The sequence below is a fragment of the Candidatus Brocadiaceae bacterium genome (assembly GCA_012728835.1).
Lineage (GTDB): Bacteria > Planctomycetota > Brocadiia > SM23-32 > SM23-32 > JAAYEJ01.
The window spans coordinates 1-16,958 of the sequence record JAAYEJ010000081.1; the positions used below are offsets into that span (position 1 = coordinate 1).

Annotated in this window: 11 protein-coding genes; 6 read left to right on the top strand and 5 right to left on the bottom strand. The window is 71.5% G+C overall.

The window, feature by feature from the left end; all coding sequences use genetic code 11:
• Window positions 1-165 precede the first annotated feature (165 nt).
• Together GXY85_12895 and GXY85_12900 are read right to left on the bottom strand one after the other, a co-directional pair.
• Complete coding sequence (locus GXY85_12895; GenBank protein NLW51719.1) at window positions 166-1,719, bottom strand: hypothetical protein; 1,554 nt, start codon at window positions 1,717-1,719, stop codon at window positions 166-168.
• A 323-nt stretch (window positions 1,720-2,042) separates the two neighbouring features.
• Window positions 2,043-5,018 (bottom strand): hypothetical protein, encoded by a 2,976-nt coding sequence (locus GXY85_12900; GenBank protein ID NLW51720.1) that lies wholly within the window; start codon window positions 5,016-5,018, stop codon window positions 2,043-2,045.
• Between the two features lie 299 nt (window positions 5,019-5,317).
• Here GXY85_12900 and GXY85_12905 point away from each other — a divergent pair, with 299 nt between their 5' ends.
• Window positions 5,318-5,515: a hypothetical protein gene (locus GXY85_12905; GenBank protein ID NLW51721.1), complete on the top strand. Its 198-nt coding sequence runs from the start codon at window positions 5,318-5,320 to the stop codon at window positions 5,513-5,515.
• Between the two features lie 139 nt (window positions 5,516-5,654).
• Here GXY85_12905 and GXY85_12910 read toward each other — a convergent pair whose 3' ends face one another.
• Window positions 5,655-6,776 (bottom strand): PQQ-binding-like beta-propeller repeat protein, encoded by a 1,122-nt coding sequence (locus GXY85_12910; protein ID NLW51722.1) that lies wholly within the window; start codon window positions 6,774-6,776, stop codon window positions 5,655-5,657.
• A gap of 384 nt (window positions 6,777-7,160) precedes the next feature.
• Between GXY85_12910 and GXY85_12915 the strand changes: the two genes are divergently transcribed.
• Together GXY85_12915 and GXY85_12920 are read left to right on the top strand one after the other, a co-directional pair.
• Entirely contained in the window at window positions 7,161-8,531 is a 1,371-nt protein-coding gene (locus tag GXY85_12915; GenBank protein NLW51723.1) for a SpoIIE family protein phosphatase, read from the top strand.
• Window positions 8,532-8,557: 26 nt separating this feature from the next.
• On the top strand, window positions 8,558-8,914 hold the full coding sequence (locus GXY85_12920) for an STAS domain-containing protein (protein NLW51724.1): 357 nt from the start codon (window positions 8,558-8,560) through the stop codon (window positions 8,912-8,914).
• A gap of 14 nt (window positions 8,915-8,928) precedes the next feature.
• Here GXY85_12920 and GXY85_12925 read toward each other — a convergent pair whose 3' ends face one another.
• Entirely contained in the window at window positions 8,929-9,984 is a 1,056-nt protein-coding gene (locus tag GXY85_12925) for a flippase-like domain-containing protein (protein ID NLW51725.1), read from the bottom strand.
• A 206-nt stretch (window positions 9,985-10,190) separates the two neighbouring features.
• Here GXY85_12925 and GXY85_12930 point away from each other — a divergent pair, with 206 nt between their 5' ends.
• Both GXY85_12930 and GXY85_12935 read left to right on the top strand, forming a co-directional pair.
• Window positions 10,191-11,258, top strand: a complete 1,068-nt coding sequence (locus tag GXY85_12930) for a phosphoribosylformylglycinamidine cyclo-ligase (GenBank protein NLW51726.1) — start codon at window positions 10,191-10,193, stop codon at window positions 11,256-11,258.
• Between the two features lie 48 nt (window positions 11,259-11,306).
• Window positions 11,307-13,934, top strand: coding sequence for a hypothetical protein (locus GXY85_12935; protein NLW51727.1), 2,628 nt, complete (start codon window positions 11,307-11,309; stop codon window positions 13,932-13,934).
• A 16-nt stretch (window positions 13,935-13,950) separates the two neighbouring features.
• On the opposite strand, the gene GXY85_12940 is transcribed toward GXY85_12935, so the two are convergent.
• Entirely contained in the window at window positions 13,951-14,763 is an 813-nt protein-coding gene (locus GXY85_12940) for a DUF3108 domain-containing protein (GenBank protein ID NLW51728.1), read from the bottom strand.
• 229 nt (window positions 14,764-14,992) lie between these two features.
• Between GXY85_12940 and GXY85_12945 the strand changes: the two genes are divergently transcribed.
• A partial coding sequence (locus GXY85_12945; GenBank protein ID NLW51729.1) for a hypothetical protein occupies window positions 14,993-16,958 on the top strand: 1,966 nt, incomplete at its 3' end.

Consider the following 16,958-nt stretch of genomic DNA (forward strand, 5'->3'; position numbering starts at 1 on the left):
CGCGTTGGCCCGCCGACGCGTTGGCCCGCCGACGCGTTGGCCCGCCGACAGGGCACGGATGCACGGCAGCCGGGCCGTTGTTGCCTCGGGCGTGGGGCCTCCCTTGTAGCGGAGGCCCCACGCAGAATCAAGCGGCCGCCGCATCGACGTCCTGCGGGTCCGCGCTCACTCCTCGGGCGGAGCCAGGCTGATCTCCAGCGACCCGGTCACCGACTGCTCGCCCTTCCCGTAGGTGGCCGTGACGCTGCACGTCTGCCCCCAGGGCACGGGGCTCGTCGTCAGCCGGCCCGTCTTCTTCTGGATGCTGGCATACTCCTTGGGGTCCGTGCGCCACTGGACCTCGTAGGTGACGTCCCGGTCCGGGCCGAAGTTGTAGTGCGCCGTGCACGCGTACTGCGGCGCGTCCGTCCCGGCCTCCAGGATGAACGGCCCTATGACGGACAGCGAATCGACGCCGGCGATGGCGAACGGCTCCTCGCTCTCGGCCCAGACCGCGCCGCCCAGGGCGCTGACGCGGATCGTGTAGTCATCGCCGTCCGGGTAGGGCGGTGTGTTCTTGATGGCCTTGCCCACGGTCCACTTCAGGCGGTTCTTCTTGGTGCCCTTGGAGCCGGAGAGCGTCCAGGTCTGCGTCCCGCCCTTGACCAGTTCCACCACCATCGGGTTGCCCCTGGGGAGGTTGACGACGTCCCACAAGACCTCGACCTTCGCGCCGCGCTCGATGACGATGCCGGGGCCGTTCGGGTAGTTGACCGCCATCTCGATCGGGCCGTAGTTGGCCGTCAGCGTCGTGTCGGACTGGATGCGCACCCGCTGCTTGAGGGACGTCCCCTTCAGCTTGGGCAGACCGGTCCACTCCACGAAGCCGTAGACGGCTTGGTCGGCGTGGACGATCGGGGGGGCCGTCAGCGTCACCCGCGTGTGGTCGGGCACGTCGCTGGAGTAGTCCGTCAGGCCGGCCGGGACGCCGGCGATCGGCACACCGGCCATCGGGCTGCTGCGCACGTTCAGAGCCCATGTCACCGGCGCATAGACGGCCTCGGCCTCCCGGGGGCCATCCATGTCGAAGGCAAGGGCGGCCTGGCCCGCCGGCTGCGGGACGCCCCCGAGCACCCAGTGCTGGAAGGTGTGCTGCGCCTTCTTGACCGTCACCAGGGCCGGGGCGGACAACGTGACGGCCGTTTCCTTGCGAACCGGCGCGATGTAGTTCGTCTGGCCCGGCGCGCTGCCGCCGATGGCGATGCCCGTGACCGGGCGGGAGCTGACCGTCAGCATGTACGCGGCATCGGCAGCGGTCTGGATCTTCACTTTCCTGGGCTTCGACCATCCGGTATCGAAGAGGCCGAGGGGGCATCTCTCCCGCGCCCGCACCTCGAAGGTCCCCGGGCGGTCGTAGGCGTGCGACTGGCGGTCCTTGCTCCTCCAACTGCCCCGCGTGCCGTCGCCCCAGTCGAACTGGTACTCGTGCGCCTCCAGCGGGTCGTACCCCTTGGCCTTGAAGGTCAGCTTCTCGCCGACGAATCCCTCCGACGGGCCGGACGGAGCGCCCGCCCCCGGCAGTGTGTAGCCCAGCGGGCTGATCTCGTAGACAACCGGCGGGACCGCCTGATCGCCGGAGGCGAGACTGCGCAGGACCGGGGGATTCCAGCCCATCGCGGACCCGGACGAAAGAAGGGCGCCAACAACCACAAGACCTGCCAGGAATGTGGACTTCCTCATCGCCGCTCACCACCTTCCGGCTTGCCGGGCTCTCGGCCCGGACCAGCAAAACCACCTCTCCGGTGCCGGCGCGTGGCCGGCCCCGGCGGTCACCGACAATCGTGCTTCCACCTCAGCCCAACATGATAGGCCGCCGAGGGGCAGGGACGCAAGCGCGGTCTCCGGCACCGACGGGCGCCCGGACCGCCCGGCTCCCTCACGCCTCCTGTCGTCATTATACCCGTTCGGCGCCCGCGCCCTGTCCGAACAGGACGTTATTGTCCGCCGAAAGGAGATTTTTGCGTACACGGGCTGGGACTTTACGGACTCTGCGGACTCTGCGGTCAGCGCATGTCGCGAGCGGAGGGGTAGGTTCGGGGAGACGGGCGAAAGCCGCGCGCGAGCGCCTGCAGATCCGCGTCGGCCCCGACGACGACCACTCGGGGGCCCCCCTCGGTGCCCAGGAGGGCCAGCGACCCGCCCTGCCGCTCCGGCCACTGGGCGCGCAGCGCCTCGGGCCACTCCTCGACCGTTTCGGCACCGCCCACGACCCAGACGAGCAGGGGCGCGTCGGGCTCCGGTTCGGGCATCGTGCGCCGCACGGGCACGGCGCGGCCGCCCGCCTGCTGCACAAGCGCCTGGAGTTCCAGGCCCCGCTTCCAGACCTCCTCGCCGTCCGGGGCGACGATCACCCAGCGCACGCGATCGTCGGTCACCAGTGGGATGCCGTCCCAGTAGATCTGGCCGTCCCCGGGGCGCGGCCTCGCCGTGGCGGGAAGCCGGCCGGCCAGCTCCAGGTTGGCCCGATGCACACGCTCGAACGTGCCCAGGCGCACGGCCTGTCCGGCGCCGTCGTGCGCCGCCCGCAGCACGGTGCGGAAGGGCCGCCGCTGCGGGCCGACCCGCAGGTCGTGCCCTTGCTCCGGGCCGACGGCGCCCTCGGCCAGAGCCACCGCGCGGAGCGCCTCCGGCCCGGCGGCCGCCGAGGCGGCCTCGGCGGCGCGCCGTCGCACGGTGCGCCAGAGGGCCACCTCCTGGCGGGCGTCGCGGACGATGTGCCAGATGGGCGACTGGCGGTCCGCCTCGCGGAACGGCTCCGGGCCGCTGACCGCCGCGCCCGCCATGCCCTGCCAGGCGGCGGCCCAGAAGGCGCTGCGCACCTCCAGCGCGGCGTGGCGCCAGTCCGCCCGGCGCAGGTCCATGTGGAGCCACACGGCATCGTCGGCGCCGATCCGCTCCGACGCCCGCATCAGCGGCACGTCCTGCGGTCCGCAGCCGTCCGAGACGAGCAGGAAGGAAGGGTACTCGGGACCCGGCAGGGCGTCGGGATCGAGCGCATCGGGTCGCTCACAGAGCAGGGCGGGACGGAACCCGGCGAGTGCGGCTGCGCGCGCGGCTCCGCGGGCGGCCCGCCGCACGTCCAGCAGCCACGGCGGACGGGGGTGGGGGAGGGCCAGGCGCACGGGGAATCCCCCGGCCGGCGGCTGTGCGCCCGCCCCGGCGCCCGAGAACGCCAGGAACGCCCAGCCGCGACGCTCGGCCTGCCCGGCAGCCTCCAGGGCCACCCGGCCGGCGGCCCCGGAGGCCATCGGCAGGGTGAACGCCGCGACATCGTAGGCGCGCAGCTTCGCCTGGGCGGTGTTGGACGGGACGGCATCGGGGCCGGGCGGCAGGTACCACACGGGGAAGGCATCGGCATCGTACGGCCCGGCGTCCAGCACCTCCACCAGGACGGGCACACGCAACGCACCGCCCCCGGAAGCAGCCGTCAGGGATGCGCCGTACCGGCCGGCATCGAGGAGGCCGGCGTCGAACGTGAGCGCCACCCAGGCCACCTCGCCCGAGGCCATGGTCAGGTCGCCCGGGGGCACCATCTGGGGCTCGGAGTCCGCGCCATCGACGATGCGCCAGACCGAGACCGCCGCCTGCGGAATGGGCGCGGCGGCGTCGGCGGGCGCCTCGGCCGGCTCCACTGCAATGTGCAGGCGGCCCGTCGGGGCCAGGGCACGCACGCCGAGGAAGACCGTCCGCCGGCCACCCCGGCCCATGGTCAGGGACAGGCGGTCCGGCTGGGCCTCGGCCGGGGGCCCGTCGAACACCCACAGGACGAATCCGCGGCGCTCGGCTTCGGCGTCGAGCGTGATCAGGCTGCCGGGCGCCGGGACGTGTGCGTCGGCGACGGGCACGGCGACCGGCGGCGGCGGGGTGGCCGGCGCCGGCGGCGGCACGCGGGGGCCGCCGCCCAGGGGCACGGCGAACTGCGCCAGCTTCCGCCCGCGCGCGTAGACCTCGTGGACGAGCCAGGCCGCCGCCTCATCCGCATCCCACCGGACAACTCCCCCGACGGCCCGCCCGCCCGGCTGCGGATCGTGCAGCAGCAGCGGGTCCGAGAGGCCGATCTCGCGGTGCTGCGCGTCGTGCGTGCGCGTCGTCACAGAAGCGTCCTTGAGCCCGTCCGTGAACGCCCGCAGCGTGAACTGCGTTTCCGGGGGATCGGCCTGGGCGAAGGGCACGCTGTCGCAGGCGAAGTGCTCGTTCATCTCGGCCAGCGACGCGAACCCGTCCAGTGGCGCCAGCAGCACGCGGACCGACATGCGGCACCCGGGTGGCAGGGGAGGGCAGGACCAGCCGGCCGTGACCATCCCCTCCGGCGTCCGAAGCGGCGGGAGCGGCCGGCAGCCGCCGTCCAGAACCGCCACGCCCAGCGTCCTGCGCACCGCAGGATCGGCGACTCCCATCCATCGGAACGGGCCCGGCCCGTCCGGTCGGGCCAGGAACAGGCCGGCGGCCATGACCTCCGTGCCGGCTCCGCGGTCCATGCAGAACACCTCGCCGCCCGCCGCACCCGGCGAGGGCGTGGCCAGGTTTCGCACGGCCGGGGCCCGGGCGCCCGTCAGCACGTAGGGAGAACGGTTCTCGAACGTCAGGTTCACCAGGACGTTCGGGCTGTCTGCGGAGAACCGGTACTCCTTGACCACGCGCAACGGGCCCGCGTCGCCCTCGAGGCGGACGACCGCGCCGGGCGGCCCGGCGTGCATCTGCGCCACGCGGAAGGGGCAGTCGGCGGTGTGCGTCTCCTCGATCAGCCCGCCGTGCCCGTCCTCGGACAGCCGCGTCCATTCGACACCGTCCAGCTCGAGCGAGACGATGCGGCCGCCGTTGTCCGGCACGATCGTGATCCGGCGTCCGGGGGCGCTCACGAGGATTCCCAACTCGGTGCGTTCGACCGAGAACGAGGCCGAGGCCGCGCCGACGGGACCGGTGGAGGCGGCGGTGCACAGAACGAGCAGCAGGACCACGGTTCGTCGTGGGGCGATCACCGCACGCATAGCCTCCGGGCGACGGGCACGCCCGCACAGCCGGCACCACGCGAACCCGTGGCCCACCATGCTGCAGGGCGGCAGCGACCGGACATCATACCGGCCGCCGGGGGCACGGGCAAGCGGGAAGGCGGAAGGCGCGGCGGCCCGCCCCCCGGCGGCCGAGGGCGTCCGCGCTGCCCGCACCTCAGCGCTCGGCGGCTCTTGACAGGGCGGCTTTTGCTGTTAGTATCATTGGACGATCGGCCAGAGGCGGCGGCCGCATCATGTGAACTTCCTGCACTTTGGGAGGATTATCTATGGCGTGCGAATCCTGCGGCGACAAGGACATGCTCATCGTCGGGACGAAGGTGAAGAATTACATCCGTGCACAGGACGTCATGAGTTCGAACGACGTGCTGACGGCGCTCAACGAGGCCGTGTACGCACTGCTGGACAAGGCCGTGGCGAGGGCGAAGGGGAACGGGCGCAAGACCGTGCAGGGCAAGGACGTGTAGAGGTGAGGTGACCCGGCCGACGGGGGCTTCCCGCACGGGAGGTCCGGAGGCGAAGGGTCAGCGTCGCACAGAGCGCAACGGGCCTTCCGGCGGGCTTGAGCCACCGGAAGGCCCGTTCCATTTCGCGCCCGGCGGCGGTTCAGTCCAGCTCGGTGAAGGCCACGATCGACCCGGCCGTGTCGGCGATGAAGAAGGTCGGGCCCTGTTCGGAGCCGGTGATCCGGCAGTCGGGCGGGAGGGTGTCGGACCAGAGCGGCTCGCCCGTGTCCCGGGAGATGGCGACGACCCGGTCCGGCCCCATGGCAGCGTAGACGGCGTTCCGGCCGACGCTGATCACCTGCGTGACCCCTGCAACCCGCCAGCGCTGCTGACGGTCGCCGGCGGCATCGAGGCAGATCAGGCTGGGGTTGTCGGTCAGCACCAGCAGGTCGGTCCCGACCACCCGCAGGTCCTCCCGGATGGGGCCGTCGAAGATGCGCTGCCAGAGCCATTCGCCGGTGTCCGCATCGAGCGAGTAGAGCAGGCCGCGGTCGTCGCCGACGTAGATTCGATCGGCCACCTGGGCGACGCCCGACGAGAGCCGCACGCCCGTCTTGGGCGACCAGCGCACGCGGTCCCTGTCCTTGAACGTGTCCCAGACCACCACGCCCATGGGCGAGGCGGCCAGCAGGTGTTCGCCGGCGATGGTGGGCCGGCTGAAGATGGGGCCGCGAAGCGAGACGAGCCATTCGGGCATGCGCTCGTCGGGACTCAGCCGGGCGATCTTCCCATCGCCGCCGGCCAGGTACAGGACGCCCTTGTGCGAGACCGGCTGGGCCGTGAGGGGGAAGCCGCACGGGTGCGGCCGGTCGATCGCGCCGGTGGCCAGATCGTAGAGAACGACGCTGTTCTTGACCACGAGGGCCAGGCGGTCGCCGAGAGCCGTGGGCGGCGCGTCCAGCTTGTCGATCATCACGGTGGTGGCCTTCCAGATGCCGGTGTCGGCGTCGAGGCAGTGGATCTCGCCGCCGCCGGCCTCAACGACCACAAGGGGCCCGGTGCTGTAGAGGTCCCGCAGCCGGCGGTTGTCCGTCAACTGGCCGAGTTCCTGCCGCCAGAGGCATTTGAGCCCCTCCTGTTCCAGGTCGAAGACGGCGTTGTGGGGGGCCAGCTTCGAGGGGGCGGGCGCGGGCTTGCGGGCACCGGCCGTCACGCAAGAGACGAGAGCCACGGTCGTCAGAACAGCAAGCAGAGCGAGAAATCGTTGCGAAGCGAATCTCATGACCCGGCCTCCGGTCGCGCGTTGTCGGGAGGATTCCACGAGCACACAGGCGCCGCCCACCGGCGTGCAGCCGGGGCGGCCGCCATCCTGCAGAACTGTAACCCGCGTCCCGGCGGGTGTCAAGGGCAAACATTGCCCTTCCCGGCGTCCTGCGGGCCTCCGGCGGGGTCGGCGGGGTGTGCACGCCGCCGGCAGGGCCGCCGGGCGCCCTGCCGATCGGCGCGGGGCGGGCTGCGGGGTACAGAAGATGGGAGGCCGGGGCGGGCGGGGATGTGTGCACTTGCGGCGACTCCGGGTTTTGCGGCATAATGCGGTTCCTGTGATGGCACGTGGCCGGGGCCGTGCGCGATGGCCGTCTTCCATCAGGATTGTGCAGAAGCGCCTATGACGCGTTCCGAGAAGCCGCGCGAGACCGGACCCGACGGCGAGCGTCCGGCCGAACAGAGAGCCAGGCGTTGCCAGGAGGAGCTTGACTCCCTGAGGGCGAAGTTGCGCCAGTCGGAGGCGCGCGTGGAAGCACTCGAGACGCAGTTGCGCGAGGCGCAGATCAATGCCCCGCCGCCCGGCATCGGGGAGCGGGAGATGCGCCTGCTGGCCGAGCAACTGGAACGCCAGGCGGTGCTGCTGGAGCGCGACGAGCAGGTCGGGCGCGAACTCCAGCGCAACCTGCAACCGGTGGTGGAGGGCGCCTTCGAGGGCCTCCACTTCGCCATCGAGACCCTGCCGGGCGCGCGGGTCGGCGGCGACTTCTACGACATCATCAACCTGTCGGACAACTTCGTGGCCTTCCTGATCGCCGACGTGTCCGGCTACGGCCTGCCCGCCGCCGTCATCATGGCCACCGGCCGCCTGGCCTTCCGCACCGCAGCGGCATCCGAACAGCGGCCGCGCATCATCATGGAGAACGTCAACCGCCAGATGCTCCGCAGCACGCTGGCGGGGCACTACCTGACGGCCTTCCTGGGGGTGCTCGACACCGAACTGCTCACGCTCCAGTATGTGAACGCGTCGCACTGTTCGCCGTTCCTGATTCGGGACGGCGAGGTGACGCCGCTGGACACCGAGGGCCTGTTCGTCGGCATGTTCGAGGACCCGCAGTACGAACAGAAGAGCATGCAACTGGACAAGCATGACCGCCTGTTCCTCTACACGGACGGGCTTCTGCATGCGTTCGACGAGAAGGACCGGCCGCAGTCCCAGAAGCTGCTCTGCGAGTACCTGGAGAAGAACGGCGCCCTGAGCATCGAGGAGCTGATCGGGGGACTGACCGGGCGCCTGGACCATCCGGACGACGACGTGGCGGTCATGGGCGTGGAGCTGCTGCTGGAGAAGGCGCAGCGCAAGACGATCACGATGCCGAGCCTGCCGCGCGAGCTGATCCACGCCGAGACGGCCATCCTGCCGGTCCTGGAGAACCTGGGCTACGGCGAGCGCATCATCTTCGCCGTGAAGCTGGCCCTGGAAGAGGCGGTCATCAACGCGATCAAGCATGGAAACGAGCTGGACGACACCAAGCGCGTGACCGTTTCGTTCAGCGTGGACGAGAACAGAGCCGTCATCTCGGTCGCCGACGAAGGGGAGGGGTTCGATCCGAACGCGTTGCCCGATCCCACGGCCGAGGACTACCTGATGGCCACCTCGGGCCGCGGCGTGGCCCTGATCCGCGCCTACATGGACGAGGTGCGGTTCAACGACAAGGGCACCGAGATCACCATGATCAAGTACGCACCCTGGGTGGCGGGCAAGCACTCTTAGGCATTCAGCGACTCGGGCGGAACGATATGCGCGAAGAATCTGCCGAAAGCGCCAGGATCGAACAGGAGTTGCGCGACGACGTCGTCGTTCTCCACATGTCCGGTCAGATGCGCGAGACCGGCGCCGAAGCGCTCCGGGCGGAGCTCGACCGGCTGGTTGAAGAGGGGCATTACAGGCTGATCTTCGACCTGAGCAACATCTCGTTCATCAGTTCCGTCGGGTTGGGCCAGATGATGCGCGCGTTCCGCGCCACCACCAGCAACGGCGGCTACGTCCGCATCGTCAACCCGCAGCCCCTGGTGGAAGAAGTGTTCCGGTTCACGAAGCTGCACACCCTGATCGGCATCTTCCCGACCGTCGAGGACGCCATCGCCGCCGAATGACGCGCGCCGGCCGCTCACCCCGCCGTGGGCGCGTCCACCCGGTCCGCCGCCTCTGCGCTCGCATCCGCCAGCTCCAGCAGGTTCAGCCGTTCCCGCCGCAGAAACGCCAGCCCGGCGACCGTGATCGGGACCACGTTCACCGCCCAGAGCATCATCGCAAACGCCCCGGCATCCCCCTGGCCCACGCCGAACAGCTCGGTGGCCTTCAGCGTGGCCACGTGGAACGGGCCGATGAAGCCCGGCGCCTGCGGAAGCGCCACGGCCGCCAACACGCAGACCTGAACGACCAGGGCCGCCGCGAAGCCCAGCCGCAGGTCGAACGCGTGGGCCAGCGCATACGTGCTCAGCGGGAACATCATCCAGACGGCCAGCGACAGCACCGCCGCCACCAGAACGCGGCGCGGCCCCCGCAGGAACTCCATCGAGCGCGTCGCCGAACCCGTAAAACCCAGCAGCCGCGAACGCAGGGGCGACGGCACCGGTCGGAGCACGAACCGCGCGGCCCGCATCGACGGCCGGGGGAAGAACGCCAGGAACCCCAGCCCCCCGAGCCCGACCGCCGTCAGGGCGGCGAACCAGATGCCCCTGTCCACCAGCACCGCCACGAAGTCTGCGTTGGACGGCTCCCCGCGCAGCAGCGCCCAGGTCAGCAGCACCAGGCAGCAGACGCCGAACAGGTCGAGGACGCGTTCCAGCCCGACGGCCGTGCCCGCCGCATCGCCGAACGAGACGCCCCCGAGCCGGTGGAGCGCGTAGGGGCGGATCAGCTCGCCGGGCCGCAGGGGCAGCACGCAGCTCGACATGAAGCCGATGCACGTGGCCCCCGCAATGGCTCCCCAGGCGACGTCGCCGACCGGCTGTAGGAGCACCCGCCAGCGCACCACCCGCAGTGCGTACATGACGGCCAGAAGGGCAACCGAGGCCACGACGTACCCGTAGCGCGCCTCCCGGACGGCCGCCCACAGGCCGCCCCAGGCCCCCCACAGCCCCACGATCAGATAGGCGAGGGCCGCCACACTGATCGCCAGGCCGACGGCGAGCCACGCCAGACGGTCTCGCCCTGTCTTCAACGCGGTGTCCCTTTCCCGTCCCGTGGCGCCGGCAGGGCCGCCAGTGTAGCGCAACCGGAACGCACGCTGCAAATCGTGTCCGCACAAGCGCTTCGAGGTGCCTGTGATTGACACCCCGGGGGCTCCCGCTATAATGACCCTGTGGCTTCTCGCGGCAGCACGTCGCTGTGCCGGCCCTGGTTCCCCGCAGATCGGTGATCTGCCTGATGCCTCCGGTGACCTACAGAGACGCTGGGGTGGACATCGCCGAGGGTGACCGGTTCGCCCAGGGCCTGCTGGACCTGATGCAGCGCACGTACAGCGACCGCGTGCTGGCCAACCCGGACGGGTTCGGCGCGCTGTTCTCGCTCGACTACGACACGCGGCTGTTCCGCCAGAACTACCGCCATCCCATTCTCGTCAGCTCGACCGACGGCGTCGGCACGAAGCTGAAGGTCGCGTTCCTGACGGGCCGCCACGGCACGGTGGGCATCGACCTGGTGGCCATGTGCGTCAACGACGTCCTGACTCTCGGGGCCGAACCGCTGTTCTTCCTCGACTACCTGGCCACCGGGAAGCTGGAGCAGGAGGTGCTGCACCAGGTGGTCACCGGCATCGCGGCGGGGTGCCGTGAAGCCGGCTGCTCCCTGCTGGGGGGGGAGACGGCGGAGATGCCGGGCTTCTACCAGCCGGGCGAGTACGACGCGGCCGGGTTCACGGTCGGCGTGGTCGAGAAGCACCGCGTCCTGACCGGCGCGGGCACCGAGCCCGGCGACGTGGTCATCGGGCTGGCCTCCAGCGGGCTGCACTCGAACGGCTACTCGCTGACGCGCCGGCTGGTGTTCGACGAGGCGGGGCTGGGCGTGGACGACAGCCTGGAGCGCTTCGGCATCGACCGCACCGTCGGCGAGGAACTCCTGGAGCCCACGCGCATCTACGTCCGCTCGGTACGGACCGTCCTGCACCACTACAAGGTCAAGCGCGTCGTGCGCGGGATCGCGCACATCACGGGCGGAGGCCTGGTCGAGAACGTGCCGCGCGTGCTCCCCGAGGGCTGCGCCGTGGAGCTGGACCCGTCGGCCTGGCGCCGGCCCCCGATCTTCGACGCGCTGCAGCGGATCGGAAGCGTTCCGCTCGACGAGATGTACCTGACCTACAACATGGGCATCGGGCTGGTGCTCATCGTCTCCCGGTTCTTCGCCGCCAGCGTCCTGGAGCAACTGCAGCGCGCGGGCGAGCGGGCGACCGTCATCGGCCGCGTGGTCGAAGGGGACCGGACCGTGCACATCCTCTGAGGGAGAGGCGCACCGGCCGTCGGGTCCGCAGGTGCGCCTGCTCGCCGCATGAAGGGCGAACGAAACACCGACTGCGACTTTCTGATGGGCGCCTACGGCATCGGGCGGCGGCTCGCCACCCGGGTGGCGGCGCTCCTCTCGAAGCGGATCGACGCGACCCCCACGCTCCTGGCCGCCGCCGCCGACGAACCGGCCGTCGCCCGGCTCCTCCTCTCGCCCGCCCTGCTGGGCGACCTCGAGCAGGTCGCCCAGCCCTGGCTGCAGGAGCAGGGGCGCCGCTGCGGTGTGGCCGAGTGGGAACTCCTGCGCCTGGTCGGCCCGGACCAGGACGGATGGCGCACGCTGGCCCTGGAGGACGACCTGCTGGTGGAGCAGGCGGCGGGGGAGCCCCTGGGGCCCGACGACGTGCAGGACCTGAGCCTCGTGCGGGCCGCGCCGCGAGAGATGAGCGTGCAGGAGAGCCGGGAGCTGTTCGCCCCGGAGGAGGTCGCACGCCTGAAGCTGACGGTCCTGACCAGCCAGAACCCCGACGAGCGCGTCGAATGCCTGCGCAAGCTCGTGTTCGCCCCCATGGACGGCGCCCAGAAGGCCGGGGTGTTCCTCAGCGTGCTGACCGATCGGGAGGCCGAGCCGCGCGTGCGGCGCGAGGCCGTGCGCTCGCTGGAGCAGATCGGATTCCGGACGGACCTGGCGGACGCCGTCCGGGGCCTGTTCCACAACGACTCGCAGGAGGCCGTCTACGCCCTCCGGCGCCTGGCCGCGCTGCTGGGAGAGGCCCAGCAGGCCGAGGCGGCGCTCGTGCTGGCCGTCGTCCTGGAGGTCTTCGATCAGCAGCGGGACGCGGAGGTCCTGCGCGAGCTTCTGCGCCTGATCGCACGCGCAGCCGGCATCCTGGTCGGGAACTACCAGAAGACCCGGCAGTTCTTCGAGACGGCGCTGCGACACCTCGCCCGCGACTTCGACGGGCTCTGCTCCGAGATCGAGGACGCCCTGGCCGCCTGTGCCGAGCAGGCGCCCGAACTGGGGGCCGAACTCCTCTGGCGCGAGCTGGACCGCAACGAGAACGCCCGGGTGCGCAGCCTGCTGCTCAGCGTCTACGAATCGCTGGAGTCGGACCCGGACCGCGCGGCCGACCTGGCCCGGCGGGCCGTCTCGGAGCTGCTCAACCCCCTGTTGCCCGAGAGCGAGAAGACCAGGCTTCGGTACGGCCTGGTGCGCATCGGCGAGCCGGCCGTCCTGGTCGCCCTGGGGCGTCTGGGGCAGGCGGCCGGCGTCGAGCGGGCGGAACTGATCCGCCTGGTGGACGTCCTGTGCACCGAGAGCGACGTCTCCGACCCCACCATCCAGAAGGCCGTGGCGGCGCTGATCGACCTGCTCAAGCTGGGCGACGCGTCCACGCGGCGCAGCGTCGTTCAGGCCGCGGTGCTGGGCCATCCGCGCGTCGAAGCGGCACTGCAGGAGAGCCTGGCCCGCGAACTGCTGGAGCTGAGTTCCGAGCTGCGGATGCCGGGCATCCTGGACTCCATCCAGGCCACGCTGGAGCGCATCGGGCCGCCGGCACTGGGGCCGGCGGTCGCCATGGTCGCCCGGGACTACCCCTGCGAGGCCGCCAACCGGGCCGCCCGCGCCATCGCCCGCATCGTGCAGGACGCTCCGGACCGCGTCGACGGCGCTGTGGCCGGGCGCATCCTGGAGCAGTGCCTGCGCCTTCTGGACTCCCCGGACCTGGGCGAGGGCGCGTTCACCGGGGCGTTGGCGGCCGTCTGCGGCTACACGGCCGAGGGCGCACGGCACTTCGACGACTGCCTGCGGCGCCTCAAGGACCCCCTCTGGTCGCTTCCATATGCCATGGACGCCCTGGACGCTCTGGGCATCATGGCGGGTTCGGCCAACGCCTCCGAGCGCCACCAGCGGGAGCTGTTCGAACTCTTCGACGCCATCGTCACGCACCAGGCGCGCGCGCGCATGGGCGTGCGCAAGGAGACGCCGGAGGGACCGGTCTACGAGTTCGGCCGGGAGATCAACTTCGACATCCGCGTCGTGCCGGCCGCCGTCAAGGGCCTCGAGCGCCTCTGCGTCGGCGGGGGCAGCCCGGCCGAGTTGCGCACGGCGGTCGTCAGGCGCCTGCTGGTGCTGTGGGAGGGCGTCTCGAAGGTGCGCGTGGTCTGGGGGCCGGCCGCCATCGAAGCGCTCATCGGCGCCATGTGCAGCGTCGCGTGCTCGCCGACGGCCGCCGTTCTGATGAAGGTGCTCCTGGGGGCCTCGCTGCTGCGGTCGCTCAACAAGCTCAGCGTCGTGCGCAGCATCGGCCGCATCGGCGCCCAGATCGACGCCACCCCGCAGCTCCATCGGTTCATCCTCGAGGCGGGCGAGCGGCTGCTGGAGGAATGGGAGGCATGCGAGGTCCAGGACGAGGAGCGGCGCCTGGAACTCCTTCGGAGCGCGGCGCTCCTGGCGGCCAATCCGTCGCTGGACGGCTCGTCGGCGGACGTGCTCGACCTGCGCGAGTACACCCTCCAGGGCCTCTACCGCGGCCTGCGGGAGGGCATGAACGAGCTGCGCGAATCCCTCCTGCGAATGCGCGACTGCCCGGACCTGCCGGAGGAGCAGAGGCGCGAGATCGACGAACGCCTGGGCAAGGCATTCGGTCTGATCCGCGCCGGGTCCGGCGGCTGAAGACGCCCCGCCGGGGTCATTCGGTGGCGGGTGCCTCGGCCCACTGCGCGTAGAACGACCCGATCGCTGCCTGCGCCTCCAGGCGGAGCGGGACACGGGTCTCGGGGTGCAGCCAGACCCGCGCACTGCTGAAATCGGCCGCCCCGGCGGCCTCCTCCAGCTTGCGCACGCCCACGGCAAGCTGCAGGGCCTCGACCGTTCCGGCGGACGTCTCCATCGGCCTGCGCCCCTCGTCGACCACGGTCACCTGGTAGGCGTCCTCGCCCTGCACGACGCGCACGCTCCGGCCCGGACCGGCGGCGCGAAGCGCCAGGAAGGCGCAGGCCGCGTCCAGGCCCACGCCGATCGCGCGGGTCTTCTCCCTGGTCCGGCCCTTGCGCACCTTCCGCTTCACAACCGTCGCCCGGCCGGCCGACCAGTCGAACGACGTGGCGTAGCTCGTCGTCCGGTCGCCCGACCGCGACTCGAAGACGGAGTCCAGCGGGCGCAGTCCCGTGGAGTCGATGCGCGTGCGCCCGGAGGCCTCCATCGTCCAGAGCGACTGGACGATGGGCAGGGAGCGGACGGTGTACTCGACCAGCAGGTCGCCCCCTTCGCGGCGGGTCGTCAACTCCAGCCGGGCGGCCGCCAGATCATTCCAGCCGAACACGTACACGAGTTCCTCGGGCGGGTCGAACGGGAGGGACAGGCCGGACAGGAATGTCTCCGGCAGGCCCGGGCCGAAGTCGACCGAGGCCATCCGGCGCCGGCTCCATGCCAGCCAGAGCACGCCGGACGCAGCCAGGACCAGAACGGCGAGGCGGCCCCACCGCCTCCGGAGCCATGCCATGCGGAGCCTCTCGATGCGGATGCACGCGTTCTTCCGGGAACTCCCCCGATTATACACGTCCCCGGGCCGCGTCCGCAAAGCGGCCGGCGCCGACCGGGCGTCCCGCAGCACCGGCGCTCCAACGGGCCCGCAGGCACGCGCCCGCACGGCAACTGCTCGTTGACCCTCTGCGCACCAATGCGGTAACATGGCGCAGGTTCCCGTGTATGCGGAACCCCGAGGGCAGACCATGCAGCGCATTGAGGCGCGGTACAGAGCGAAACGACCGGTCGGGTTGTACGTCCTGGCCCTGGTGACGGGCGTGCTCGCAATCGGCGGATGCGGCACGCCGGCGCCTCCGCCGGCGCCGGCCGCCGTGTCGCCGCTGACCGATCAGCAGCACGCCCGATACGCCGCCGCCGAAGCGCATCTGCGCTCGCCGGAGGCGGAGGTGAGGCGACAGGCGGCCGTGGCGCTGCTTTCGATGGACTACGCGCCGGCGTTCAATGCCGTCGTCGGCGCCCTGACGAACTCCCCCGACGCGACCGTGCGCATCAGCATGATCCGGGCGGCGGCCTTCTGCGTGGACCATCGCTGCTTCGAAGCCGTTCTGTCCAACGTGAGCCATCCGGACGCGGAGGTCAGCGGGGAGGCGGCCCGGGCGGTGGCCCGGTTCACGCGCGCGGAGGAGATCGACAGCGTGGTGGCCATGATCGGTCGGGAAGACACCACGGCGGAGCAGCGCAGCCTGCTGTATCGGGCGTTGGGAGACGCCCTGGCCGTGCGGGCCACCCCCGTTCTGCTGAGCGGACTGGAGAGCGCCGACCCGCAGGCGCGCACGGCGGCGCACGAGGCCCTGCGCAGGATCTCGGGCCGGGACCTGCCGCTCGACCTGGCCCAGTGGCAGGACTGGTGGACGGCCAACGCCTACCGGACGCGCGAGGACATCCTGTCCGAGCATCGGCAGGCGCTGGCCCGCGAGGTGGAGTTCAGCCGTGAGCGGATCGGGCGGCTGACCGAGGAGAAGCAGGAGTTGATGCGGCTGATCACCGCCGCGGCCACCGAGACGCCCCCGACGCTGCTGGCCGCTCTGGGCAACCGCTACGAGTCGGTCCGGCTCTACGCGTCCGTGCGGCTGGCGGCGCTGGATGCCCAGGTGATCGGCGGGCTGCGGCTGGACGAACGCGACTACAACGTGATTCGGGACGCGCTGGAGGATGCCTCGGCCGACGTGCGGCGCAACGTGGTGCGCTTTGTCGTGGCACTGTCCGCGCCATACCGCGAAGACCTGGTGCGCAAGGCTCTGGGCGATGACGACCCGGGCGTTCTGACGGCGGCCGTCCTTGCCGTCCGCAGCAGCACGGGGCCGGAGGCGGCCGCCCGTCTGGCGGATCTGCTGACCAAGTCGCCGCACGCAGCGGTGCGGACCGAGGCGGCGATCGCGCTGGGCAAGGTCGGCTCGCAGGAGTCCGTGCCGGCCCTGCTGACGGCTCTGGACGACGTGGAGGAGAACGTGCGCTGGTTCTGCGTGGAAGGGCTGCGCAAGCTCGGCGCGGTTCACGCGGTGCCGCGGATATCGGACCTGCTCCTGCGCGACCCCAGCGAACGCGTGCGGCAGATCGCCGCAGGCGCCCTCGGCGAACTCGGCCAGCCGGCGGGCGCCGTCGCCCTGGCGCAGGCGCTCAAGGACCGCAACGAGAAGGTGCGCGAGACGGCCGCCGCGTCGCTGCTGGACCTGGCGACGGACAACGCCGACCGGATGAGCGTCATCGCGGACAAGCTGCGGCGGGAGGGCATGCTGGATCGGTCCCGTCAGGTCCTGCGCAGGATCATCGAGCAGTTCCAGGACGTGGAGGACGCCGCCGCACAGGTGGCGGGCGCCTACCGGGCCCTGGCGGAGATCGAGCAGGAGCAGGGCAATTGGCCGGCCGCCGCCGACGTCCTCGAGCAGCTCGACACACGGATGGGCGGCGACCCGGACGTGCGGCGACGGCTCCTGGCGTGCTGGATCCGGGGCGGCCAGCCGCAGCGCGTCGGCCCGGCCGTCGAAGGCTGGCTGGCCGGCGCCGATGGGGCCAACCGCGTCGCGGTGCTGGAGCTGGCCCTGCATGCGGCCGAGCTGCTGCTCCATGCGGGCAGCCAGCGGGAGGCCTCCGCCATTCTGGACCTGGTGGACGGAGCCCGCAGCGCGGCCGTCGACCGAGCCCTCGAGACGA